Here is a 25171-nt window from a genome sequence, read left to right on the forward strand (position 1 = left end):
ACTAACAAAAAAGACGAGCTTATGTACTCCACAAGCTCGTCTTTTATTGATATTTCTTTGATTATTATTTTACTAGTTCGATATAGCCTTTTAATGTTAAACTATTTTTGGCTGTATCTAATGTCAAGAACTTCACTGAACAATTATAGAAATATGTTCCCGAAGGAGACTCATTACCAGAATTATCTCGACCATCCCACTCTAGTTTTGGCCCTGTGTAATCATACACTTTTTGTCCATTTCTATTATAAATCGAAATAGTCACTTCCTGCACAAAACGTGGACATTTTAAAGCTTGGAAAATATCATTTTTACCATCTCCATTTGGCGTAAAGACATTTGGTAATGAGAAACTAGGACAATTATCTTTACAAACGACATTACTACGTGCACTTTCTGTCCCATACTTATTTGTGGCAGTTACATAATAACATCCCATATACGAATCTGTTTTGGTATGCGTATAGTTGTGTGCAGGAGGATTTGGCGTAGTAATATCTGCAATTTTTGTAAATGCCCCATCAGGTCCAGAAGCGTAATACAAAGTATATTTTACAATATCCTTATCACAATTAGCTCCTGTTGCGTCTGTCCATGTAAGCTTATTATCAAAAGTTGTTTGATTACAATTACTATTGTCTTTCGTGTAAGCATCACAATCAAGAAGGTCGATATTGAGTACTGGCGGACAAGGAATCAAATCACTTTTTGGCGTTGCACAACTAATTTGAGAGAAGTTATACAACAAACTAGGTTTGATTCTAGCAGAATTATATGAACCTACAGTTTCTACCTTGTAGCAATACGATGAATCTGGTGACATTGTCACAGGGAAAGAGCCGTCTGAAGCAATTCTATCTTGTCCATCATCTGTAAAAGTATAAGTAGATGCGCCTTGTACCGTTACATCGGCAATACGTGTAAATACTCCAGAACCTGGACGAGTTTCACGATACACACGATGCGTTTGATTATCGTTAGACCAAGGCGTATTTGCCTGCCAAGTAAGCACAACTTTACGAACATCAGCAGTAGTGGTCAAACGCACACTCGAAGCAGCTTCTGTGCTATCCAATAAGGTCAAGCCTGTAGCGCTTGTGTAATAGAACAGCAAGCGATAACGATACGCATTATCTTGTGTGTTGAGATTTTTATCAACAAATACAGTATCGGCTACCGTTCCAGATAAATCTGTATTAATATTCGCCCCTACTTGTGCAAAAGACGTACCCGTCAAACCAGTAGCACGGAATAAGCGATATTGATACGGTCCTTTGAATTGCTCTGGTTTGAAATCAATTGGACGAGTCCATTTTACTGTGATTTCCCCTTGTGTAGAAGATGTCTTATCTACTGTTACATTGGTAATAACAGGTACTTGTGCTTCTAGTTTTAGACAGATTTGATCCGACGATACACTTTTACCTCCCGAAGGCGCTGCAAAAGATGCTACTACTCGGTAGCTATAATCAGTATCGCGTTTCAATCCGTTGTTATCTACATAGGTAGTAGCATTGACAGGAACTCTACCTATTTCAACATAGCCCAATCCCGCAGGAATACCCGTTTGACACACATCTGGCACAAAATTATCACAACCTTGTTTACGGTAAATGATTAACTCTGCTCCTGCATTTTGGCAAGAATACGCATCCCAAGTCAAAGTGATAGCCTTGTTACCTGCATCGCCAGTAGCTTTTAGGTTTTTCACTCTTGGTGCAACGATTTTTACCTTCCAAATTTTACTATCTACCAATTTAGGGATAGTACTTCCTACCCTCGATGGCGGAACGTCCTCTACCTTGAAGAGAATATCATAGGTTTGCTCTCGTATATGTGCACAACTTGTTTGCCACCTAAATACACCTGTAGCAATAGGATTTGAGGGATTGGTCGCCGTAAAGGTCGCATAAGGTTGAGCAAAGAAAGCCGTTCCATCAGTTGGTCTATAGACAGAGCCTGTTGAAAATAAATTCAGTTGATCTTTACGTCCTGTACTAGAAGGAGTATCATCAGCAGTAACATTTTGTTGAATAAAGGTTCCAGCTTCCACACATATATCGTCTGGCACTTTGATAATAGGAGCTTTGTTATCGGCATCCTTTACCTCAATTTGCATATCACGAACCGTCTCGGATATTTTCACCCCATTTCGCCATTCTTCAATAATAAAAGCACAGTTATAAAGACCCGTTTCTTGCGGTACATTCCAGATCAAATCACCCGTACGACTATTGATGGTAAAACTAGAAGCCGTTGCCGCTACTAAGTTAGGTTGACGAAAACCAGCTATAGCATTACCACGTCCAGTACAGGTAGTTTGCAAGCCCGTACGACAGTCGATAAGGCGATAAGCCAAGCTATCCCCTTCAATATCTACTGCGTTGGGGTTGTGAATAAACCTTTGTCCAACCACAGCAGTAAGGTCTACCGCAGGGTTCATGAGCAGAGGCGTTGAGTTAAGCCCTAGGCCTGGGTCTATTTTAAATACGGTCTCGACATAAAAGCCCACCATATCCGAATTAGGGATATTTCGAACGTTGGCATTACGGTTTTCGATACCTACGTTTACCTTGTAGATACTTGGCGCTGCGTAGGTGTAAGTGACTTTATAAATACCCTTCATTGTCCCATTACCAATGTCTTCGCCCAAGCCATTGCCATTAGAACGAGGAGCCCACTGAGAGCCCAACCCATCTCCAAAGCAAAAAAGGACTTCGCGTTGTTGCTGCCAAGCCACGTTATTTTCACAATATATCGTGAGGGTAAATTCGTAAGTAAGAGCCGTACTCGATACACGACGCACGGTAATTTCGCCCCCTTTCATGTGAGTTGCCCTTGCGGAATGAAATGAAAAAAGGCCTACAAAAAAGGTAAAAATGAGAATGTAGATAAAGTTTGGTCTCATACGTTAGTGAATAAAAAGTTTTGAGGACAGCCTCTTCAAAAAGCCTTGGTATAAGGTAATGATAACTGACCTACACACTTTACTGGCACAATTTAGAGAATAATTTTTTTTACAACTAACAAAACAAAAAAATCAAACACAAAGTTGGAAAAGTGAATCAAAAACACAAATCCTATGAAAGACCCTCCAAAGTATCGTTAATTATAGCAAAACCGATTGGTTGGTATAATTCCTAAATCGTTGGCTAAATCCAATAATACAGTACAAAAACGTAGAAAGATTATAAATAATTGCTAAAATCTTATAGATTATTTGATTGACAGGTGATTCAATTGTAGTTTTGGGTTCAATTTTTCAACTAATTAATAGTTAATAGCAATTAATCCATACAGGGTTTTCTTTGTATAGATTAAGAACCAGCCCTATTAATTGTTAACTAATTAACAACCAATAACTTATAAAAAAATGTCTTGGGTAACAAAAACATTATCAAGTTCGTTGGGCCGAAAGCTCATCATGGCGGTAACAGGCTTATCGTTGGTAGCCTTCCTTCTCGTCCATTGTGGTATCAATGCGTGCATTTTTTTGAATGACGGAGGTGAAACCTTCAATGAGGCCGCAGAATTTATGGCTAAAAACTTTTTCATCCGTGCTGCTGAAATCGGACTATTTGCGGGTTTAATCCTTCACATTGTAGACGGTTTAATGTTGTGGTCGGCTAATAAGAAAAAACGCCCAGTACAATATGCTGTTGTATCAAAAGAGAATAGCACATGGTACTCTCGCTCAATGGGTTTATTGGGTACATTATTATTACTTTTCTTAGTGATGCACTTAAAGCATTTTTGGGTAGTAAGCCGTTTTACAGATGTGATTACTGGCGGTCAAAAAACACTTTTCCAAGAAATGCAGGAAGTTTTTGCTAGTCCAATACCTGTAATTGTGTATGTAGTTGGTTGTATTTCTTTGGCATACCACTTATTACATGGTGTTCAAAGTGCATTCCAATCAATTGGATGGAACCACCCTAAGTACACTCCGTTTGTAAAGGCTTTCGGAAGTTGGTTTGCTATTATCATTCCAGTTGTGTTTGCAGCAATGCCAATCGCAATGCATTTAGGACTTATTAAATAGTTCATAGTTGTTTGTTATTTTTTGACAACACTATATCTAAAATTTTTATCATTACATAATTCTTAAGTTATGGCAACTTCACCAAGATTAGATGCTAAAATCCCTGATGGTCAGCTGTCTGAAAAATGGACAAAATTCCGTTCGACAGTACCATTAGTAAACCCCGCAAACAAGCGGAATATCGAAATCATCGTAGTAGGTACAGGTTTGGCGGGTGCTTCGGCAGCGGCTTCTTTGGCCGAAATGGGATATAAAGTAAAAGCTTTCTGTTTTCAAGATTCTCCTCGCCGTGCTCACTCAATTGCAGCACAGGGTGGTGTCAACGCTGCTAAAAACTATCAGAACGACGGTGACTCTGTGTATCGTCTTTTCTATGATACGATCAAAGGCGGTGACTACCGTGCAAGAGAGGCTAACGTTCACCGTTTGTCAGAGGTATCTGGTAATATTATTGACCAATGTGTGGCTCAAGGTGTACCATTTGCTCGTGAATACGGTGGTTTGTTATCAAACCGTTCGTTTGGTGGTACTCAAGTACAACGTACGTTCTACGCGGCAGGTCAAACTGGTCAACAATTGTTGTTGGGTGCTTATTCTGCACTACAACGTCAAGTTGGTTTGGGCAACGTAACTATGTATACTCGCCACGAAATGATGGACGTAGTAATGGTAGACGGTAAAGCTCGTGGTATCATTGCTCGTGATTTGATCTCTGGTAAATTAGAGCGTCACTTCGGTCACGCAGTATTGTTGTGTACAGGTGGTTACGGAAACGTATTCTACTTATCAACCAACGCAATGGGATCGAATGTAACAGCTGCTTGGAAGGCTCACAAAAAAGGTGCTTTCTTTGGTAACCCATGTTACACACAAATTCACCCGACATGTATCCCTGTGTCTGGCGACCACCAATCTAAATTGACTTTGATGTCAGAGTCTTTACGTAACGATGGTCGTATTTGGGTTCCTAAAAAACCAAACGATACACGTCCAGCTAACCAAATTCCAGAAGATGAACGCGACTATTACTTAGAGCGTCGTTACCCTGCGTTTGGTAACTTGGTACCTCGTGATATTGCTTCACGTGCTGCTAAGGAGCGTTGCGATGCAGGTTATGGTGTAGGTGCTTCTAAAAAAGCGGTTTACCTTGACTATGCTGCAGCTATCTTACGTTATGGTCGTGTTGAAGCTACGAAAAGAGGTATGCACAATGCATCTAACGAAGAGCTTCAAGTAATGGGTAAAGAGGTAGTGAAAGAGAAATACGGTAACTTGTTTGACATGTACAAACAAATTACTGGAGAAGACCCTTATGAAGTTCCAATGCGTATTTATCCAGCGGTTCACTATACAATGGGTGGACTTTGGGTAGACTACAACTTGATGACTACAGTACCAGGTCTTTATGCTTTGGGAGAAGCAAACTTCTCCGATCACGGTGCAAACCGTTTGGGTGCTTCTGCCTTGATGCAAGGTTTGGCTGATGGTTATTTCGTAATTCCATACACAATTGGTGCTTATTTGTCTGGAGATATTCGTACAAAAGCGATTCCAACAGATGCTCCTGAGTTTGTGGCTGCAGAGAAAGCCGTTCAAGATACCATCGACAAATTGATGTCTATCCAAGGAACAAAATCTGTAGATTACTACCACAAAAAATTAGGCTTAATCATGTGGGATAAGTGCGGTATGGCTCGTAACGAAGTTGGTTTGAAAGAAGCTATCGAAGAAATCAAAGCACTTCGTAAAGAGTTCTGGTCAAACGTTCGTATTCCGGGCGATGCTAATGAATTTAACCCTGAATTAGAGAAAGCTGGTCGTGTGGCCGACTTCCTTGAACTAGGTGAATTGATGTGTATCGATGCCTTGAACCGTAACGAGTCTTGTGGTGGTCACTTCCGTGAAGAATATCAAACTGAAGAAGGCGAAGCAAAACGTGATGACGAAAACTACGCTTACGTAGCTGCATGGGAGTACAAAGGCGATTCTGACTACGAATTACACAAAGAAGAGCTAGTGTACGAAAACATCAAAATTGCACAACGTAGCTATAAATAAGATATTATCCGTTATCGGTTAGCAGTAATAGGTAGGAAAACGTTAATAGTTAACAGTATATTGGTTATTTGAAGATATTCATAATCAAAAGGTTACAGTCAAATTTTACCTCTGATATACTATTAATTTAATCTTTCCTGCTACTTAGGTTAAAATTAATTACTGCTAACTTTCATCTCTTTCTGCATCTGATTCAAATTATGGAAATTTCATCTTTTCAAGACTTAAAATGTTGGAAAGAAGCTGTAAAACTTAGAATAATGTTAAGAACTGTTTTGCAACTTCTCCCTAGTGATGAAAAATATCGCCTAAAAGACCAAATAGTTAGAGCTTCTCGCTCAGTAACTAATAATATAGCAGAGGGGTTTGGGCGGTACCATTATTTGGAAAATGTACAGTTTTGTAGACAAAGTAGAGGTTCGTTATCAGAATTAGAAGACCACCTACTCATAGCAGTTGAAGAAGATTTTATTTCAAAAGAAAATTTCATACAACTACAAGTCCAAATCAATACTTGTACGGCTCTTTTAAATGGGTACATCAATTATCTAAATAGAGCAAAAGTCGAAGCAGAACGAGAACGCGGAAAACATTAGGAGTTAAATATTTTCTAATTCAATCCCTAGAGTTTAAATACTCTGGTAACGGTTAACAGATAACAACAATGGAAGGAAATATGAACTTGACGTTGAAGGTATGGCGTCAAAAAAATACCAATACAGAAGGAAACTTCGAAAATTATGACGTTCAAGGAATTTCAGAGGATATGTCTTTCCTCGAAATGTTTGACGTTCTTAACGAAAGATTAATCAACGATGGTAAAGAACCTATCGCTTTTGATCACGACTGTCGTGAAGGTATCTGCGGTATGTGTTCTATGTACATTAATGGTAGCCCGCACGGTCCAAACCGTGGTGTAACTACTTGTCAATTACACATGCGTTCGTTTAAGTCTGGAGATACTATCACTGTTGAGCCTTGGAGAGCAGCAGCATTCCCAGTAATCAAAGACTTAACTGTAAACCGTTCGTCTTTCGACCGTATTATCTCTGCGGGTGGGTTCGTTTCAGTAAACACTGGTAACGCTCAAGATGCTAACGCATTGCCAATCGCGAAAGAAAAAGCTGACGAAGCATTTGCAGCAGCAGCTTGTATTGGTTGTGGTGCTTGTGTAGCAGCTTGTAAAAATGCCTCGGCTATGTTATTTACTTCAGCAAAAATTTCTCAATTGGCATTGTTACCACAAGGTCAAGCTGAACGTGAAATGCGTGCTGAGAAAATGGTTGCTCAGATGGATATCGAAGGTTTCGGTGCTTGTACAAACACAGGTGCTTGTGAAGCAGAATGTCCAAAAGGTATTTCATTGGAAAACATTGCTCGTATGAACCGTGAATACTTTGGTGCTGTATTGTCATCAAAAGAACACGAATAATTTGTGGCAAAATTGAGTGAATTGAGATTGAGTGACTGAGTGATTGTTCCTTAAATCTCCTTTTACCCATAAAGCCACAAGACTTCATACTTAATATATGTCGTTGAGGATTTTAACTTCTAGGTTATTTTCCAAGTGTTTATCAAAAAAGGCGGTCGAAATTAGTTTTTCGACCGCCTTTTTTGATACTATATTTCAAAATGACACTTTTTCAAACGTAAAGCATAACGTCTCTACTAGGAAATTTTCTCTGTTAAATAATCACTCGTTCGCTCAATCTCTCCATCGCTAAGTTTGGGATGACTCATAATTATACTGATAATAAATATAAGTCAACTAATTACATCACATCAGCACAAACAATACATCCTATTGGGCGGTTTTGTTTACATGAAAACACTTCGACTTATTCTTGGAGATCAACTCAATAGCCAGCATTCATGGTTTGACACGGTCAATCAAGATATCACTTACGTAATGATGGAAATGCGTCAGGAAACTGACTATGTTACGCACCATATCCAGAAAATTGTAGGCTTTTTTATGGCTATGCGCCAGTTTGCAGAAGAACTAAAACAGAAGGGGCATCAGGTAGCGTATATCACCCTAGACGACGAAATAAATACCCAATCGCTTCCTCAAAATCTTCTTTGGCTTATTCAAGAATTAGATATTGAACAATTTGAATACCTACTACCCGACGAATATCGCCTTGATTTACAACTTAAAAACTTTTGCCAGATTCTTGCAATACCCTCAAAGGCATTTGATTCTGAACACTTTTTGAGTCAGCGAGATGAGCTAGCTACTTTTTTCAAAGGAAAGAAAACCTTTCTCATGGAAAACTTTTATCGCATGATGCGGAAAAAGTATAATGTATTGATGGATGGCAATGAACCTACTTCTGGACAATGGAATTTTGATGCCGACAATCGCAAAAAACTACCTAAAGATCATCGTCCAGTAGAACCTTTAGTTTTCTCAAAGAATGTAGATGATATCGTTAAACTGCTTTCTCAATCTGGCGTATCATCCATTGGAAACATCGATGCTAAAAATTTCTTGTGGCCTACCACTCGACAAGAGAGTTTGGCTTTATTAGCGTTTTTCTTAGAAAATTGTCTGCCACAATTTGGCACCTATGAAGATGCCATGCATCCCTCCTATTGGTCGATTTATCATTCTCGACTATCCTTTTCGCTCAATCTGAAATTACTACATCCATTAGAAGTTATTCAGAAAAGTGTAGAATATTGGGAACAACATCAAGATACAATTACGATTGCTCAGATTGAGGGGTTTGTCAGACAAATTCTTGGCTGGCGAGAATACATGCGAGGAATTTACTGGGCAAAAATGCCTGAATTTGCCCAAATGAATTTCTTTGGACATGACAGAAAGCTTCCCTCATGGTTCTGGAATGGTCAAACAAAAATGGCTTGTTTACGTCATGCTATAACTCAAAGTTTGGATTATGCCTACGCCCATCATATCCAAAGATTGATGTTGACAGGAAATTTTATGCTATTGGCAGGTATTCATCCTGATGAAGCCGACGCATGGTATTTGGGGATTTATATTGATGCCATTGAGTGGGTCGAGATTACCAATACACGAGGAATGAGCCAGTACGCAGATGGTGGAATCATTGGCTCAAAACCTTATGTGGGTTCTGCCAATTATATCGACAAAATGAGCCATTATTGTGGCAATTGTTTTTATGACAAAAACAAAAAAACTGGTGACAAGGCATGTCCTTTTAACAGTCTCTATTGGCATTTTTTTGAAAGAAATCGCAACCTTTTAGAAAAGAATCCAAGAATAGGAATGTCTTACGTAACGCTCAACAAGATGGCCCAAAATCAAAGACAAGAGCTACTAAAACAAGCAGATTTTTATTTAGAGCATATTGAAAAATTGTAAACCGACTATCAAGGTTTATCACTATTCCAAAAAAAACTTAAAAACTATATTGCCGAGTTCTGAATGCCTACTAAATTTGGGTATGATAGAGATAAAAGACGTTTGTAAAGCCTTCAATGGCCGAGATATATTATTAGGAATCAGTGGACAATTCAAGCCAGGTGATACCTCCTTGATTATTGGCGGTAGTGGTACAGGAAAAAGTGTACTGCTCAAATGTATGATTGGGATTATCAAACCTGAGTCGGGACATATTTTGTACGATGGGCGTGATTTTCATAATTCCTCAGAAGAGATACAAAAGGATATTCGTCGTGAAATGGGCGTGCTATTTCAAGGTGGAGCACTTTTTGACTCTAAAACCGTTTTAGAAAATGTCAAGTTTCCATTGGATATGTTGACAAATATGTCGGAAAAGGAAAAAATCGATCGTGCAGAATTCTGCCTTCAAAGGGTAGGTTTGGAAAATGCGGGACAACGTACTCCTTCTGAAATTTCGGGTGGTATGAAAAAGCGTGTGGGTATTGCTCGCGCTATCGTAATGAATCCCAAATATCTATTTTGTGATGAGCCTAACTCTGGTCTCGATCCTTTAACCTCAGTCAGGATTGATGAGCTTATCAAAGAAATTACCGATGAGTTTGGAATCACCACCGTAGTTATTACCCATGATATGAGTTCGGTAATGGGAATTGGGGAAAGTATTATGTTTTTGTATAAAGGCAAAAAATTGTGGGAAGGCGACAACTCTAATATTCTTCAAAATACTGTTCCAGAATTAAACGAATTCTTATTCTCAAGTAAACTTTTACAGGATTTGAGAAAATAGTGTTAATGATTTGAAAATTTGATGATTTGAAAATTTGAAATTTTGAGAGTTGAGATAGAGTATATAAATGGTTATTCTAAGATTTGTATTCTAGTTGTAGAGATGCAATGCTTTGCGTCTTAAGCCGAGTCAGACATAACATAGTAGTATCAAAAAAGCGGTTGGAAATTGTTTTCCAACCGCTTTTTTGATGAACATTTAGAGAATAATCCCAATTCTAAAATTCGGAATGATTTGATATTACTACAATGCTCAATGACACATCTTTCGACGCAAGGCATTGAGTCTCTACTACTGAAATGGATGTTGAGAACAATCACTCATTCACTCCATCAAAAATTCACTCAATAAATGCTAAGACTACACCAATTTCTTGATAATATCTTCTACAGAAACGCCTTCAGCCTCAGCTTTGAAGTTACGTACGATACGATGGCGTAAAATCGGTAATGCTACTGCTTGTACATCTTCGATGTCTGGTGAATATTTTCCATTAATTAAAGCATTGCATTTTGCAGCCAAAATTAGGTTTTGAGAAGCACGCGGACCAGCACCCCACTCCAAATATTGGTTAGTCACAGCATCGCTCAATTCTGATTTAGGACGCGTTTTGTGAACCAATTTTACGGCGTATTCTACTACATTATCAGCCACAGGAACTTTACGAACTAGCTCTTGAAAAGCTAGTATTTCTTCTCCCGAAACCTGTTTTTGTACTTTGTATTTGGTGGAAGTAGTTGTATTCTTTACAATTTCGACCTCAGCACGATATGATGGATAATCCAAATTGACCATAAACATAAAACGGTCAAGCTGTGCCTCTGGCAACGGATAAGTACCTTCTTGTTCGATAGGGTTTTGAGTAGCCAATACAAAAAATGGACGACTCAATGGATATTTTTTGCCCGAGACCGTCACTGCATATTCTTGCATCGCTTCCAAAAGTGCTGATTGGGTTTTGGGAGGAGTACGGTTGATTTCATCCGCCAAAATGATGTTTGCAAAAATTGGACCTTTTACAAACTTAAAATTACGTTCGTTATCGAGGGTTTCAGAACCTACAATATCTGACGGCATCAAGTCTGGGGTAAACTGGATACGATTAAAATCGAGGTCCAGAGCTTCAGCAATTGTTTGAATCAGCAACGTTTTTGCCAATCCCGGAACTCCAACTAATAAACAGTGTCCTTGACAAAAAATAGCTGTAAGTAAGAGTCTAACAGTGTCTTCCTGACCAATAATAACTTTACCGATTTCTGAAGTAAGTTTTTGATAAGATTCTTTCAAAGCGTTTACCGCTTCCACATCCGACTTGTATTGCGCCATGCTTGTGATATTAACTATGTTTAGATTTTTGAACTCTTTTACTCCATGATATTATCCTAAAAATAGGTATTTTCTGAATACAGAGGTAATTCTTAGACGTATTGCTTCAAATAAATCATTGGTGTTACAAGAGTATGATTGAATAGCGTGTACCGTAAAGTTAATCAAATAACCTGCCAATTTGTAGTGATTTGGTGGGGTTTATTCAAAACTTTCGACCAAACAGTTTGCTAACGTCTTTAATGTCAAAGTTATTGAGTCATTCATTAAGTTTTTGGAAAACAAAAACGGTCAGCATAAAGCTGACCGTTCTCAATATTGCTTGGCAGTGTTAAATTTTCAACTCTTTCAACACTACATTTATTGCCCTGTGCCTTTCATGACGTTACAATCTTTGTATTCGTCCGAAATATAGATAAATACTTCACCTTTAGCTTTAGCAAACCATTCTTCAATAGCATTGTTACGTTTTCTGTTCAAAGTAATCGTTGCTAATTTCTGGAAGTCATCTTCCAAGTTTGCAAAGTGAGGTGGGTGTTTTGCTTTGTAGTACAATACTCTAACAGCAGTACGGCCATCCTCTGTACGGTATTGAATCGGCTTCGTAAGTGTTCCTACTGTCATTGAATCTAAAGTGAAATACAAACCAGATTCCATACTACCATCTAATGGCATTTTGATAGAACGTGTACTTGGGTCAATCAACATACCACCAGCATCTTGAGTACCTTTATCTTCAGAGTGTAATTGAGCAGCTTTTTCAAACTTCAATGAATCACGTTGTACCAATACTCTAATACTATCCAAATAGTTGGTTGGCTCTGTTAAGTCCATTTTCTGATAATCAGGACGCAACAAAATATGACGTGCATGGTATTCTTGACCACGAATCTCCAATAATTGAATTAAGTGATAACCAAACTCTGACTCAACAACGTCCGACAATTGATTAGGTTTCAACTTTAGGGCAGCAGACTCAAAAGGCGCTACCATTTGACCACGTTTAGCAAAACCTAAATCTCCTCCACGTTTTCCTGAACCTAAATCTTCAGAATATAATTTGGCCAGTTCTGCAAAGTCTTCGCCATTTTCTACTCTACGTTTATAGTCTAGCAATTTCTTGATAAGCTCATCTTTTTGATTTTTGGTCACTTTAGCTAAGCGAACAATATGCCCTACTTCTACTTCTGAAGGCAAATACGGCAAAGAGTCTCTTGGGATAGATTCAAAAAACTTGCGTACTTCTTTTGGAGTAACTTTTACATCGCCCGTAATTTTTTCCTGCATTTTACGAGTAGTAAGCTGTTCTTTAATGGCCGAACGAAGCTCGTCTTTCAAAGATGCAATTGTTTTGCCATAAGCTTCAACAATGTTCTTTTGTGAGCCAAATTGTTGCTCCATTTGATCCATACGAGAGCTTAACTCCATTTCCACTTTCTTGTCATCGATCAGGACTGAGTCAATTTCGGCTTTTGCTAACATCACTTTACCAATAATCAAACTCTCAAGCAATTGGCAACGCGTAGGCGTATTTCCCTGTCCGCTTTGCAAATATTGCTGATACTGTGCTTCAAGTTCAGACTTAAGAATATAGTGATTGTCAACTTTTGCAATGATTTTATCAATTACCAAAGATTGAGCTTGCATCGAAAAGCTCATCACCAGTAACAGACCCATCAATGAGAGTAAATAAAAGGGTTTCTTCATTGTTATATGATTTCTTATGTAATGCTTAATGTAATTAGGTTTAATCGCATGGCACAAACCTCATTCGCTTTCAAAAACCATAATTCATTCTAAAAGGAGAAGAATTCTAGTTTCTCAATTAACAAATTTAAGCGTTTTTATCCTCTAAACCTGTGGATAGCGCCGTTAAAAAATGTTAATTGGCCTTTTTGGCAACATTTATTGAATAGAAAATCAAAAAAATAGTGAAACTGCCACAGAAATTCCTCTGACAATTTCACTATTTTGAGACTTGTATTCTACTCAATGATACGACGTACTTCGTTTTCGTTGATTGAAACAGGGTAACGTTCTTTCAATTTCGAAATCCAGTTATCGTATAACTGCTTTTGGTAATCTTTGATAATTTGCCCACGCGCTTCTTGGAAAGTCTTGGCTCTAGGCAATTCCACTTTATTGATATCTATCCAAACTTGACGACCTTTTGACTCAAATGTCTGTTCGCCCACGGCCCAATTTGCTACATCTACAAATTCGTTTTCACCACGTTTAAAATAGCGTTCTTCTGCGGTAAGACTATTAGGCTTGAGGGTATTAAATCTTTTTACCACATCATCCATCGACGTTGAGAAGAACTTGATAGACACACGCATATTCTTACTATGATCGTTTTTTGAAGCTGGTTTAAATTTACCATCATCTTTCTCAATAACTCTAGTAGCCGAAATACCTTTATTGATTAAGCTATTTACGATATTTCTAGCACGTTCTGCTGAAATATTTTCGGGCTCATCTGCATCAGAATTTCCTGTAATTTCTACCGTGTAATCACGATTCTTAATCATGATAACTGCCAATTCGTAAAGCATTTTCTGAGCATCAGGCGTAAAGTCAGCTTTATCTTTTTCAAAATAAATTTCAGGGAAACGACGGTTCATAGGATAAGGTCCCTTCTGCAATACCTGCTTTGCCTGTTCCAATGTTTCTTTTCTATCTGTAGTAATCAATTTCGCCAAAACACGGTTGGTATATTGATAGCGATCTGGATTTTGTTGAAAAAATCTTACTTGACCCAAAGAATCCAAAGAAGGTGTCAAAACATACTTTTCGAACATTTCTTTTTGCAAAATTCCTTCACGGTACTCCTGCACAACTGAACGAAACTCAGGATATCTCACTTCAAGATTGGCTTCTTCAAAAGCAATATTAGCCTGTTCTACAAATTGTTTGTACCAAGTATCTACAGATTTGTCTTCTACAACGCCCACTTTCAACATTTGGCGCTGTTGTTTTAACACAAAATCATAAAAGTCCTTCGTCTTGTAAGGCTTTGAGTTAATCGAAAATAAGGTCTTTCCTAAATAATCTTCTTGTCCTGTACGATCTTTATAGAATTTATCAAAGGCGTCTTGTTTGACCGAAATATATTCTAAGAAATTATTATCTCTCACAAGTTTTTTGACCAAAGTACCTCTTGCCAGTGCACCTCTAGAAGCATCTGCATTGATTTTTTGGCGAATGTAAGGAGCGATTTCTTCAAATTTCAACAAACTTTTTTTCTCTACTAATCTAAAGATATGCCATCCCAAAGAAGTCTGAATGGGAGTTGTATAGTCGCCTTTTTCTTTAAGGGAAAATACTAAATCTGTAATTTTTTCATCAATCAAAGTACCTGCTTCGTACCATCTTCCGAGTACTCCTCCTCTCGACTTGGTACTAGCATCGTCAGAGAATGTACGACATACACCTTCAAATGGCTCATTTTTTTTGAGATAAGCATAGGCGTCATCAATACGCTTTTTGGCAGCAGCTTTTTCAGCCTCCGACATACTCGCTGACACCGAAACCAAAATATGCGCCAAACGTACCTTTCCTCTAAACGAACGACGATCTAAAACCTTGATAATATGATAGCCCTTTTCGGTACGAAAAGGCATAGAGACCTCACCTTTGGGCGTGTTATAGGCAGCAGATTCAAAAACATAATTGTTGTCTAACACAGCCAAATAACCCAAATCGCCTCCACGAGGAGCAGATTTAAGGTCTTTGGAATAGTCTTTGGCAATTTGTTCAAAAGCTTCCCCTCTTAAAATTCGAACACGAAGATTTTTGATTTCATCATACGCTGCTAATGTATCTGCAGGAGTGGCATGTGAGCTTATCGGAATAAAGATTTGAGCCACTCTCACCTCCTCTTTCATACGTTCATAAGCTTCTTGAATCAACTTTTCAAGCATCGCTTTATCGGTGAGATAAGGGATAGCTAGCTCTTTACGATAGGTATCAAGCTCGTCAACAAATGCTCTGGAAGTATCCAAACCAGCTTTTTCAGCCGCAAATACACTAAGTTTATAATTAATAAAATCTTGTAAAAATGCTTTGGAGTTCTCTTTTTTGACGCTGTCACTCTGGACAAGCTTTTTGTAAGTTAGTTCAAAATCTCTTGAACTGATGATTTTTGATCCTATAGTAATAGCAGGCACTTCGCTTTGCGCCAGAGCCGTTTGCTCATGAGTCGCCAATCCAAAAGAGGCAGCTATGACCGTGTATATTTTAAATAACTTGTTCATTCTTTCATTCATACTAAATCAGAAAAACTTTCCTGACTTGTTCATTTTAACTGGCAAGCACAGTGGAATATTGTACAAAAAAACAAAAATAACAATAAAATTGAGATTAAGTCACGGCTGTGACTTATCATACTCCACTTAGTTGGAAGATGATTTCTGAATGCTAGTCTTGATTAGTTTGAGTTGTAGGTCATACGTTAGCTCATACTGGAAGGAGTTTTTGAGGTGTTCTCCTTTAAATACCAATGGTACGGTATAAAGTGTCTTACCTGATTTGAGCTCCTGAGCTGACAATTGAAAAGTATTTTGCCCTAAAAGGTCGTCTTTATCAAAACGTTCGGCGGCTTTGAGCCCTAAACCTGCGGCTTGCAAACTACCAAACACGATGGCTAATGGTGTTTGATACTCTGCAATACTTACCATAACGGCAGGAATTTTAGCAATACCTCCAAATTCATTGATTTTTTTGACTAACTCTTGCGCTTTTGTATAATCGTCAATTTCATTTAACACGACAGAAACCAATAATCGCCCGTTTTCTGGAACGACCAACTCGATTGGCTTGAAACGCTCTGAAGTGAGAATTTGCCCTGCTTTGACAGACTCTACCCCAAACGACCCAGTAACTACCTGAGCAATTTTTCCTTGATCGTCAACAGCTGTTAGGGTATAATTTAATACTATTTCATCGGCAAAGGATAAATCTTCTTCCAAATCTACAGCTTTCAGCTGCTTTACTTGCATACGAGTTTGGTAGTCGGTTTTCACAATCGTTTCGACAACTGGCGTGTTTTGTTGCGAAGTAGATTGAGTAACAGGTTTGGCGGTTTTGCACGCACCCAACGCCCATACAAGTCCAAATGAAGCGAAATACACTAATTGTTTTTTCATGGTGTGCAAAAAAATTATAGGTATCTCTATTTTTACGAAAGTAAGTACGCAAAATCAAATTTATTTTTTAGCTCTTGGCTTTCAGCTATAGGCATTTGGCAAAAACATATCTATCGTTACTAAAAAACAATTTAACACTCTTTGCCTTTTGCCTAAAACACAAAACTTAAAATAATTCTGCACGAATACTAAAATAGAGATACCACATGAAATTACACGGCAGGTTCTTGCTGTGTGAGACAGTGAAAACTTCCTTGTCCCCAAATGATTTTATTAGATGGTAATCCAATTACTGGACGGTCAGTAAATACCTGAGAAAGAATATCTAAAGCCACGTCATCATTTTTACAATCGAAAGTAGGTACCAATACTCCTGCATTGCAAATTAAGAAATTAGCATAAGAAGCTGGTGTTCTGAAATCATCTACGACCACTGGCGATGGCATTGGAATTTCTACAATATTCAACTGTTTGCCATTCAACAAACGCATTTGCTTGAGTAACTGAAGGTTTTCTTCCAAAATCTCGTGATTATCGTCGGCCTTATTAGGTTCTACCATTGTGATAACGGTGTCTTCATTAACAAAACGAACTGTATCATCAATATGTCCGTCAGTATCATCCCCAACGATTCCGTCATTTACCCAAAGTACTTGTTCGGCACCATAGTAATCATACAAATACTGTTCGATTTGCCCTTGAGTTAAATGTGGGTTACGGTTTTCGTTTAACAAACATTCGCGACTGGTAAGAATCGTCCCAGCGCCATTAAATTCTACCGAACCGCCTTCCATAATAATACCTGGTGTTACATAATTCAAACCTCTATGTTTGGCAATAGCTGTAGGCAAATTATTGTCGTCGTCGAATGGAGGATACTTTCCACCCCAAGCATTATAGCCCCAATTGACAATCATACGTTCCTTTGTTTCAGGATTAATCAAGAAAGCAGGACCGTGGTCACGACACCAAGCGTCGTTAGTAGGGTTTACTAAAATTTCGATTTGATTAAGGTCAATTTCATATTTTGGTAACTCGCCTAAAATGAAATTTTTCAAGGTCTCATCATTAACATTCAAGCCTACTTTCTCACCTTTAGAGATAGCTTTGATAAGACCAAAATACTGTGAATACATGAGGTGGCGTTTGTTGCCTTGCCAAGATGCTTCATTATGTGGGAACGTCAGCCAAGTAGCTACGTGTGGATGCCATTCAGGCGGGAAAAAAAATCCTTGTTGCTTCGGAGTCATGTCTACTTCATTTTAAACCGCAAAGTTACAAAAACCTTGCCTTGTAACCTGAATTTTCTGTACGCCATATCTTGAGGCAGTAAACTTAAATAACCAAACAGCTGATTAACAACCACTTACTGGCAAATTTTTAATAAGATGTTAATTTTGTGAACATTCCGATCAATACACTACTTTGCCTCGTTGAGTCTTTCTTTCAGCATTCTTCTTTTTGTCCTTCAAGCGCTCTGCTATCATAGCGGCTGTAGGTTTGGTGGGTTTTCTTTTAGGAGCAACGGTCAAAGCCTTTACCAATAGAGCTTTAAATTTCTTGATAACAAGTGTTTTATTCTTAAGCTGACTCCTATCTTCCTGAGATACCACAATGAGCTCACCCTCTGAGTTAATTTGATTTTTTAACTTTTGTAAAATCAAGGCTTTCTGAGATTCATCGAGTAATTGGGAATTTACTACATTAAAACGAAGTTCTACTTTTGAAGAAACTTTGTTTACATTTTGTCCACCAGCACCGCTACTGCGCGAGGCTTGGAATTGTAGTTCGGGTAAAAAATCTATTTCTAAAATATTCATAAAGCCGTTTTTCGGAATTTTAATTAATGCTGTATTTTCAAACTGGTTAGAAGATGTTATATGTTAACGGTGTATCTGCTATTTGAAGGCACTCACCAGAAGGATACCAATGATCTATTGAGTTAGTGGGCTTTTTGTACTTTAAGCGTTCAGGTATCGGCTTTCGGCGATGGGCTCTAGTTATTAACTCTTTGCCTAATGCCTAAACATCTTAAATCTTCTTTTGCACGATTACTTATTCATTTAATCTTTATCTTATTCTCAAAAATTTCCGAAATCATAAATCGCTTAAGCACTAACTCACACTTGTAGACTACAAAACTCATTTAGCAGCTATTACTTTAAACGTGGAAACTCGAAAAATCATACATATTGATATGGACGCCTTTTTTGCCTCGGTCGAGCAACGGGATAACCCTTCGCTGAAAGGCAAGCCTGTGGCTGTGGGCGGTTCGAGCGAGCGTGGCGTTGTGGCAGCGGCAAGTTATGAAGCACGCAAATATGGAGTACGTTCGGCTATGTCGTCCAAGATAGCTGCTCAAAAATGTCCTCATTTAATTTTTGTTAAACCGCGCTTTGAGAGTTACCGAGCTGTTTCGCATCAAATTAGAGAAATTTTTGCAGAATACACACCTTTAATCGAGCCACTTTCCCTCGACGAAGCCTATTTGGACGTCACCAACAACCTCAAAGGAATTGAAAGTGCCACCCAAATTGCGATTGAGATAAAAGAAAAAATCAAAATGCGCACACAGCTTACTGCTTCTGCGGGTGTTTCGTACAACAAATTTTTAGCCAAGATAGCCTCTGATTTCAACAAACCAGATGGTTTATACATCATAAAGCCCAAACAAGGTCCTTTGTTCGTAGAAACCTTAGAAATTGACCGTTTTCATGGCATAGGTAAAGTGACAGCTCAAAAAATGCACAAGATGGGTATTTTTACAGGAAAAGACCTACGAGAATATGATGAGGCTTTTCTGGTAAAACACTTTGGGAAAATTGGACGCTATTACTACCAAATTGCCAGAGGGATTGATACCAGAATCGTAAATCCTGAACGCATTCGTAAGTCGGTAGGTTCCGAAAATACCTTTATGCAAGACCTAGAGGCACGTGCCGAAATTCAGCTTGGGCTCGAACCCTTAATTGAAGATGTATGGCGATATTGTACCAAGCATGAGATATTTGGTAGAACGGTATCTCTCAAGGTAAAATACAACGACTTTCAAATCGTAACTCGTAGTCGGACGACACTCTCCCCTATTTTTGATTTATCTTTATTTGAAAGAATTGCCTATGAGCTATTAGATCAAATAATGCCTCCCAGCAAGGGAATTCGGCTATTGGGAATTGCAATCTCAAACCTCAGTAATGAACAAGATATGGAAGGAAAGCAACTTACACTGGAGTTTTAACCCAAACTAATTCACTTACTTTCAGTTTATTAAGCAGCCAAAAACTTGTTTTTCTGAAATTAAATACCTAACTTATTTTAACAAAACCTCAACCGCCCCAAAACATCTGGTTTTGTCAGTTTTATTCATACACATTATGATTTGATAGTCATGTTATCTTCTATAATAATGACTTTATTTAACCGCATCTATCGCTACATTTTGCTGTACAATCGCGTTATTCAAGGCTTTAGCCAATCTTTATAATCTTAAATATCTACTACCATTTATAGTATTTCGAACCTTGTTTTTCAAATCTCTCAAATAAGCAGTTTGACATACTTTAAAGCGGTTTTCACATACTAAAAACCGACATTCACACAATTTTACATTTTATTAATATACAGTCTTATATCTTTGTTACTGTACTTTTCTCTTATTTCTCAGCAATCATATAATTATAACTATATGATTTTTAACCCCATAACCCGAAACGTCAATTGAACTTTAGTAAGAAAAACCTCGTATTGTCTACCGTCTGTCCTTATTGTAACACACTTAAAATTATTTCGCTATGAGTTTTGAAAATTTTTGCATCGTTTCTCAAGGCAACCTTGACTTTAAATTCCAAAAAATTAAAATCGCTATCGAAGACATTGTCATGCTTCAAGCAGATAGCAACTACACTCATGTATATTTGAGTGATGGCAAACGATTTATATTCGCTCGAACAATCAAACTATTTGAGGATATGCTCAAAGATTACAGTTTTGAGCGTATCCATAAAACATTCATTATCAACTGTGACCATTTACTTGGTTATGATTCAAAAACAGAATCATTGGTTTTAAGTAATAACCTAAAAGCCAACTTATCGAGACGTCGCAAGTATCAATTAAAGAGACAACTATCGGTACTAAATTAAAAGGGATTAGGCATAATTGCCTAATCCCTTTTTTATGGCCTAAAGCTGGCAAAATTAATTTTGCCAGCTTTAGGCTCTAGTCTTTATGCCATAGGCTAAGAATTAAAAGTGTTTCTCATGATATAATAGAAACTTTTTTGCCTAATGCCTAGGGCTTACAACCTAAAGCGTATTAATATAGAGTTTGTCTGTTTAGTCAACTTTGGCAACAAGTACTTGTGGGTTTAAATCCACAGGCTTATTGAGTGTATAGTGAGCCATCAATGGAAAATGGTCAGAAAAGCCTACCGAAGAAACGGTTTCGCAGCTTTGAATTTGCCATTGATGGCTATAAAATTGTTGGTCTATTCTAACAAAATATGGCTGACGATTTAGGGTAAAACCCATGCCTTTACCAACTTCCTCGAAAGCATTTTTGTATAATAAACTCATTTTTCCGTATGCGTAACCAAACGGCGTTTCATTAAAATCACCACAAAGAATTACAGGGTAACGACTCCCTGCCACATATTCTTGCACCTCGTCAATTTGCTGGTAGCGCGAATCAAATCCAAACTTTAATCTTCCAAAACTATCGCCTAGCTCTCTAAAAAAGCTTGCGATTTTACCTTCTTGCAGTGCGTCAAAAGCTTGGTTGATACGAATTCCCATCGACCAAAAATGTACATTTACAACTCTTACGGTATCTCCTTTATAGGCAATATCAGCAACGATATAACCATTGATATTAGGCTGACCTTCACGATTCCAGATACGACCATATTTTTTTACAATAGGGTACTTAGACAAAAGCCCCAAGCCAACCTCCTCATTCAAATCGTCTGCCAGTAGTACTGCTTTTTCGGAATAGTTTTTCTCAACAGTTGCGTTAGGCGAATATTCTTGAAAACAAGCAATATCGGCATCAAGCTCATTCCATTGGGCAAAATCACTTGGAAAATCAGCAAACTTGGCGCTATTAAAACTCAATACTTTAAGCGAATTGGCGTTTTGCAACGCAGTCATTGGTTTTTCGGTACCAATACCCATAAATCTACGAGCTAATGGCGTTGCTAGCAAGCACCAAACCACTCCTATCGTTGCAACAACTCTTTGTTTTTTAACCAATAAGAAAATCGTTGCTAAACCACCCCAAATCAACGCAACGGGTAAAGACATCATCATAAATCCTGCGAACCAATGTCCTGAGATAGGCCAGTAACAAAATGCCATACTCAAAAACATATAACTCAAACCCACAAACGAAAACGGATAACGACGAAGGGCTGTCCACAACAAGCTAATGAATTCTTGCATAGTCTCGAATGCTTCGCTAGTCCGAATCATCCAATAGAGAATGGCAATATGCCTCGGAAATGTGATGTGTAGCGTCTTCATGTGTGTTGTGTTTAAGAAATTGACCTCAAGAGATCAATTAGTGGTTTAACAAAAGAACGATGTAAGCATGCCTACACCGTTCTAGATATACTCAGTAAATAAAGGGCAAAAACTATTTTACTTCGAAAGTACCTGTACCTATTTTGAATCCTTCAGAATATAGTTCAATTGAATACTTTCCTGATTTGTAAGCAGAACCTTTAGCATACACTACGTCTACTTTTTGATCGTTGTTTTCGAACAATACGTTTTGTTTCACAGTAAAGCCCAACTCTTTGCCATCGTATTGCATCGTTCCTGACGAACCATCTGCACTTATTACAGCACCAGTAGCATCCATGATACGGATATAGATATCTTTGTTATTTCTCTCTGCTACTGGATTAGAAGCTAAACCAAAAGATATTTTCAAACGATCAATTTTTGAAGCTTTATAACGTCCACCATCGCGCACTTTACCGTTAGAAGCTAAGGCATATACCTCCACATTAGTTGCTTTCATGGCCGAAGCGATCGTTACTTTACGCTTCAACTCTTCATTTTGAGAAGTATAATCAGCAACTGTTTTGCTCAAATTATCCTTGTCTGATTTCAAACCAGCATTTTCGTTCAAAGCTGCTTCTTTTTCAGACTCTAAGTTTTTGTTACGAGCCAGCAAGTCTCCATTTTCTTCTCTTAGCTTAGTCAATTCCTCATCTTTGGTAGCCAAAAATGTTTCGTATTCCTTGATTTTAGCTTCGTATTTTTGGATAGAAAAACTCAAATCTGACTTCAATTTTTTCTTATCCGATTCTAATTGAGCTTTTACTTTTTCTAGTTCAGCAACATTACCGCCCAACATCTCAACCTCTTTGATTTTCTCATCTAACGATTTTGAGATAGAATCTAATTTGATTTGTGTACTCGATAACTGTTCTACTTTTGTTGTAAGTGCTTTTTGTAACTCAAATGTTTCGTTACGAGCGCCAATGAACAAATAACTCAACAAAGCGATAACACCTACTGTAACACCTAATGCTACCTTAAAGAAGGTCTGATTATTATTATTCTCCATAGTTATTAATTTGCTTTAAAATGAATGGTTGGGATTGTTTTAAGAATAAATTTTAAAAAGTAAGGAAAAAATTAGTTACCACAATCATTTATAAGTTCCTGTTTTCGTTCGTTTTACATGAGCAAAATAACTGTAACGCTTTTAAAGAGGAGTTAAATCAACCTTAAATCGACCTTAAAAATTGTGGATTGGAGATTTTTGATTTCGGAACTCCAAAAAACATCTTCATTGTCTGTAACACAGTATCTATTTCAGCTTTCCTATAGTTGACGAAATTTTCCCAAAATACCTTTCAAAACTTTACCAGAATGTGTTCTTTAACCGATTAAAATCAAAAAGTGGTCAGAAATTGATTTCCTAACCACTTTTTTGATTTTAATCGGTTATTTAGACCTAAAGTATAATGTCTTTACCATTTTTAAAACAATCACACACACACAATCACAAATCACTCAATGGGACTGGCATTAATATACTTGGAAAACTTACACGGAAAGTAGTTCCCTCTGAGGACGATTCTACTTCTATTTGTCCGTTATGTAGTTGAGTAATTCGATGGACAATTGTTAGCCCAACTCCATGTCCTTTCACGGATTGTGCAGTGGCATTACTCCTATAAAACGGTTCAAAAATATTGGGAAGGTCTTTGGCAGGAATCGCTGGACCGTCGTTAAAGAATGATAATTTTATCCAATAATCATTTGTTGAAAAGTCTACTTTGACGGTCTTATTTTCTGAAAACTTACAAGCATTATCCATCAAATTCATTAATACCACTTTCAGGGCAGCTTCGTTGCCATTGATGACCAGCGTATCTTCTTCTTCAGGAAAATCATTGAAAGAAATATTAATTTGATAATCCTCATGCCATTTTTGAACCTGACTTTTGGCATCCCAAAGTAGTTCATCCATTCGCACTGAGGTCTTGGCAATGGCTTTTGAATCTACCACAGTATTTGCCAAATCCAGTAAAGTATTTGTAAGCTGTGTTAGGGTACGGGTATCATCTTTCAAAGACGACAAAAGTTTTTGATAAACCTCCACCGTACGTGGCTGTAGCAGAGTAATTTCGAGCTGCGAATAGATTTTGGTTAAGGGATTTTTGAGCTCATGCGAAACGTTTGCAATGAATATTTTTTGCGTCAAAAGGGTTTGTTCTACTCGATCAAGCAAACGGTTGAAGGTATCTACCAACAACCCAATTTCATCTTCTCGGTCGGGATGCTCAACCCTTTTTCCAATATTTTTCGGAAAAATAGAGTTAACCTGCCTAGTAATAGCCGACATAGGCGCTAGCGCTTTATCAGCAAAAATCCATCCACTCAAGCCCACCAATAGAATAGCCACCAAGGTCATAATCATTAAAATCTTCCTCAAGTCAGACAATGCTTCTTTCCCAGCTTCATCAACAGCACTTACTATAATCCAATGATTATTTCCTTTGTACTGGATAGACATCCCAAAAACCTGATAATCATCTACCATCAGATAACTACTCGCTTGTGTGCTTATTACGCGAGGAAGCACCTGCGCATGAATCTTTTCATTACCTTTTTCAGTTGAAAAAATAAACTTATTGTCAGTCTGACTATAGACCGAAACCGATTCATCGTGCAGTATTTCTTTATCAGAAATATTAACCAGTTTTAGTACCGTGGTATCTGCTGCCTGAATCTCAAACAGTAAAGTGGCAGTCGTAACAGCGCTATTTTGAAGGCGTTTGTAAAAACGTTTTTCCAAATAGAGTTTACTAAAAAAATATACCCCAACCGAAAACAAAATCATAATGGCGGTCACAAGGGCGATAAACTGAAATGTAAGTCTGAGACGGATATTCATAA

General features: G+C 37.8%; 18 protein-coding genes. 8 read left to right on the plus strand and 10 right to left on the minus strand.

What is annotated here, in order from left to right:
* Nucleotides 1-64 precede the first annotated feature (64 nt).
* A complete protein-coding gene (locus BWI92_RS08200; RefSeq protein ID WP_176464373.1) occupies nucleotides 65-2827 on the minus strand; it encodes a gliding motility-associated C-terminal domain-containing protein in 2763 nt (920 codons plus the stop codon).
* 546 nt (nucleotides 2828-3373) lie between these two features.
* Between BWI92_RS08200 and BWI92_RS08205 the strand changes: the two genes are divergently transcribed.
* The 6 genes from BWI92_RS08205 to BWI92_RS08230 all read left to right on the plus strand — a co-directional run bounded on the left by BWI92_RS08205 (nucleotide 3374) and on the right by BWI92_RS08230 (nucleotide 10284).
* On the plus strand, nucleotides 3374-4042 hold the full coding sequence (locus tag BWI92_RS08205) for a succinate dehydrogenase cytochrome b subunit (RefSeq protein WP_095161816.1): 669 nt from the start codon (nucleotides 3374-3376) through the stop codon (nucleotides 4040-4042).
* 69 nt (nucleotides 4043-4111) lie between these two features.
* Complete coding sequence (locus tag BWI92_RS08210; protein WP_095161818.1) at nucleotides 4112-6100, plus strand: fumarate reductase/succinate dehydrogenase flavoprotein subunit; 1989 nt, start codon at nucleotides 4112-4114, stop codon at nucleotides 6098-6100.
* A gap of 200 nt (nucleotides 6101-6300) precedes the next feature.
* Entirely contained in the window at nucleotides 6301-6696 is a 396-nt protein-coding gene (locus BWI92_RS08215) for a four helix bundle protein (protein ID WP_229362835.1), read from the plus strand.
* Between the two features lie 80 nt (nucleotides 6697-6776).
* Nucleotides 6777-7532: a succinate dehydrogenase/fumarate reductase iron-sulfur subunit gene (locus BWI92_RS08220; RefSeq protein ID WP_205749659.1), complete on the plus strand. Its 756-nt coding sequence runs from the start codon at nucleotides 6777-6779 to the stop codon at nucleotides 7530-7532.
* A gap of 390 nt (nucleotides 7533-7922) precedes the next feature.
* Complete coding sequence (locus tag BWI92_RS08225) at nucleotides 7923-9455, plus strand: cryptochrome/photolyase family protein (RefSeq protein ID WP_095161824.1); 1533 nt, start codon at nucleotides 7923-7925, stop codon at nucleotides 9453-9455.
* Between the two features lie 82 nt (nucleotides 9456-9537).
* The gene (locus BWI92_RS08230; protein ID WP_095162019.1) at nucleotides 9538-10284 is read left to right on the plus strand and encodes an ABC transporter ATP-binding protein; all 747 of its coding nucleotides are present in this window, start codon (nucleotides 9538-9540) and stop codon (nucleotides 10282-10284) included.
* Nucleotides 10285-10644: 360 nt separating this feature from the next.
* On the opposite strand, the gene BWI92_RS08235 is transcribed toward BWI92_RS08230, so the two are convergent.
* From BWI92_RS08235 to arfB, 6 genes are all read right to left on the minus strand, one after another.
* Nucleotides 10645-11610, minus strand: coding sequence for a MoxR family ATPase (locus tag BWI92_RS08235; protein WP_095161826.1), 966 nt, complete (start codon nucleotides 11608-11610; stop codon nucleotides 10645-10647).
* A gap of 360 nt (nucleotides 11611-11970) precedes the next feature.
* Complete coding sequence (locus tag BWI92_RS08240; RefSeq protein WP_095161828.1) at nucleotides 11971-13317, minus strand: peptidylprolyl isomerase; 1347 nt, start codon at nucleotides 13315-13317, stop codon at nucleotides 11971-11973.
* 278 nt (nucleotides 13318-13595) lie between these two features.
* Nucleotides 13596-15866, minus strand: coding sequence for a peptidylprolyl isomerase (locus BWI92_RS08245; RefSeq protein WP_176464374.1), 2271 nt, complete (start codon nucleotides 15864-15866; stop codon nucleotides 13596-13598).
* Nucleotides 15867-16004: 138 nt separating this feature from the next.
* Entirely contained in the window at nucleotides 16005-16757 is a 753-nt protein-coding gene (locus BWI92_RS08250; RefSeq protein WP_095161832.1) for a hypothetical protein, read from the minus strand.
* A 212-nt stretch (nucleotides 16758-16969) separates the two neighbouring features.
* Nucleotides 16970-18007 carry an agmatine/peptidylarginine deiminase gene (locus BWI92_RS08255; protein WP_095161834.1) on the minus strand — a complete coding sequence of 346 codons (1038 nt, stop codon included), beginning with the start codon at nucleotides 18005-18007 and terminating at the stop codon, nucleotides 16970-16972.
* A 162-nt stretch (nucleotides 18008-18169) separates the two neighbouring features.
* Nucleotides 18170-18577, minus strand: a complete 408-nt coding sequence (arfB, locus tag BWI92_RS08260) for an alternative ribosome rescue aminoacyl-tRNA hydrolase ArfB (RefSeq protein ID WP_095161836.1) — start codon at nucleotides 18575-18577, stop codon at nucleotides 18170-18172.
* Nucleotides 18578-18924: 347 nt separating this feature from the next.
* On the opposite strand from arfB, the gene dinB reads away from it, so the two are divergent.
* The gene (gene dinB, locus BWI92_RS08265; protein WP_095161838.1) at nucleotides 18925-19995 is read left to right on the plus strand and encodes a DNA polymerase IV; all 1071 of its coding nucleotides are present in this window, start codon (nucleotides 18925-18927) and stop codon (nucleotides 19993-19995) included.
* Between the two features lie 553 nt (nucleotides 19996-20548).
* Nucleotides 20549-20899 (plus strand): LytTR family DNA-binding domain-containing protein, encoded by a 351-nt coding sequence (locus tag BWI92_RS08270; protein ID WP_095161840.1) that lies wholly within the window; start codon nucleotides 20549-20551, stop codon nucleotides 20897-20899.
* Nucleotides 20900-21091: 192 nt separating this feature from the next.
* Here BWI92_RS08270 and BWI92_RS08275 read toward each other — a convergent pair whose 3' ends face one another.
* The 3 genes from BWI92_RS08275 to BWI92_RS08285 form a co-directional block, all read right to left on the minus strand.
* Nucleotides 21092-22276 (minus strand): endonuclease/exonuclease/phosphatase family protein, encoded by a 1185-nt coding sequence (locus BWI92_RS08275; RefSeq protein ID WP_095161842.1) that lies wholly within the window; start codon nucleotides 22274-22276, stop codon nucleotides 21092-21094.
* 112 nt (nucleotides 22277-22388) lie between these two features.
* The gene (locus BWI92_RS08280; RefSeq protein WP_095161844.1) at nucleotides 22389-23330 is read right to left on the minus strand and encodes a hypothetical protein; all 942 of its coding nucleotides are present in this window, start codon (nucleotides 23328-23330) and stop codon (nucleotides 22389-22391) included.
* Between the two features lie 441 nt (nucleotides 23331-23771).
* Complete coding sequence (locus BWI92_RS08285) at nucleotides 23772-25169, minus strand: HAMP domain-containing sensor histidine kinase (RefSeq protein WP_095161846.1); 1398 nt, start codon at nucleotides 25167-25169, stop codon at nucleotides 23772-23774.
* Nucleotides 25170-25171: the final 2 nt, after the last annotated feature.

This window comes from Flectobacillus sp. BAB-3569 (assembly GCF_002270355.1).
Taxonomy (GTDB): Bacteria; Bacteroidota; Bacteroidia; order Cytophagales; family Spirosomataceae; genus Flectobacillus; species Flectobacillus roseus.

Bases quoted from the DNA above. Each gene is read 5' to 3' on its own strand.
- BWI92_RS08275 (WP_095161842.1), bottom strand. From the start codon at position 22,276: ATGAAGACGCTACACATCACATTTCCGAGGCATATTGCCATTCTCTAT.
- BWI92_RS08250 (WP_095161832.1), bottom strand. From the start codon at position 16,757: ATGAAAAAACAATTAGTGTATTTCGCTTCATTTGGACTTGTATGGGCG.
- BWI92_RS08285 (WP_095161846.1), bottom strand. From the start codon at position 25,169: ATGAATATCCGTCTCAGACTTACATTTCAGTTTATCGCCCTTGTGACC.
- BWI92_RS08255 (WP_095161834.1), bottom strand. From the start codon at position 18,007: ATGACTCCGAAGCAACAAGGATTTTTTTTCCCGCCTGAATGGCATCCA.
- BWI92_RS08225 (WP_095161824.1), top strand. From the start codon at position 7,923: ATGAAAACACTTCGACTTATTCTTGGAGATCAACTCAATAGCCAGCAT.
- BWI92_RS08200 (WP_176464373.1), bottom strand. From the start codon at position 2,827: ATGAAAGGGGGCGAAATTACCGTGCGTCGTGTATCGAGTACGGCTCTT.
- BWI92_RS08220 (WP_205749659.1), top strand. From the start codon at position 6,777: ATGAACTTGACGTTGAAGGTATGGCGTCAAAAAAATACCAATACAGAA.
- BWI92_RS08230 (WP_095162019.1), top strand. From the start codon at position 9,538: ATGATAGAGATAAAAGACGTTTGTAAAGCCTTCAATGGCCGAGATATA.
- arfB (WP_095161836.1), bottom strand. From the start codon at position 18,577: ATGAATATTTTAGAAATAGATTTTTTACCCGAACTACAATTCCAAGCC.
- BWI92_RS08270 (WP_095161840.1), top strand. From the start codon at position 20,549: ATGAGTTTTGAAAATTTTTGCATCGTTTCTCAAGGCAACCTTGACTTT.
- BWI92_RS08240 (WP_095161828.1), bottom strand. From the start codon at position 13,317: ATGAAGAAACCCTTTTATTTACTCTCATTGATGGGTCTGTTACTGGTG.
- BWI92_RS08280 (WP_095161844.1), bottom strand. From the start codon at position 23,330: ATGGAGAATAATAATAATCAGACCTTCTTTAAGGTAGCATTAGGTGTT.
- BWI92_RS08205 (WP_095161816.1), top strand. From the start codon at position 3,374: ATGTCTTGGGTAACAAAAACATTATCAAGTTCGTTGGGCCGAAAGCTC.
- BWI92_RS08215 (WP_229362835.1), top strand. From the start codon at position 6,301: ATGGAAATTTCATCTTTTCAAGACTTAAAATGTTGGAAAGAAGCTGTA.
- BWI92_RS08245 (WP_176464374.1), bottom strand. From the start codon at position 15,866: ATGAACAAGTTATTTAAAATATACACGGTCATAGCTGCCTCTTTTGGA.
- BWI92_RS08210 (WP_095161818.1), top strand. From the start codon at position 4,112: ATGGCAACTTCACCAAGATTAGATGCTAAAATCCCTGATGGTCAGCTG.
- BWI92_RS08235 (WP_095161826.1), bottom strand. From the start codon at position 11,610: ATGGCGCAATACAAGTCGGATGTGGAAGCGGTAAACGCTTTGAAAGAA.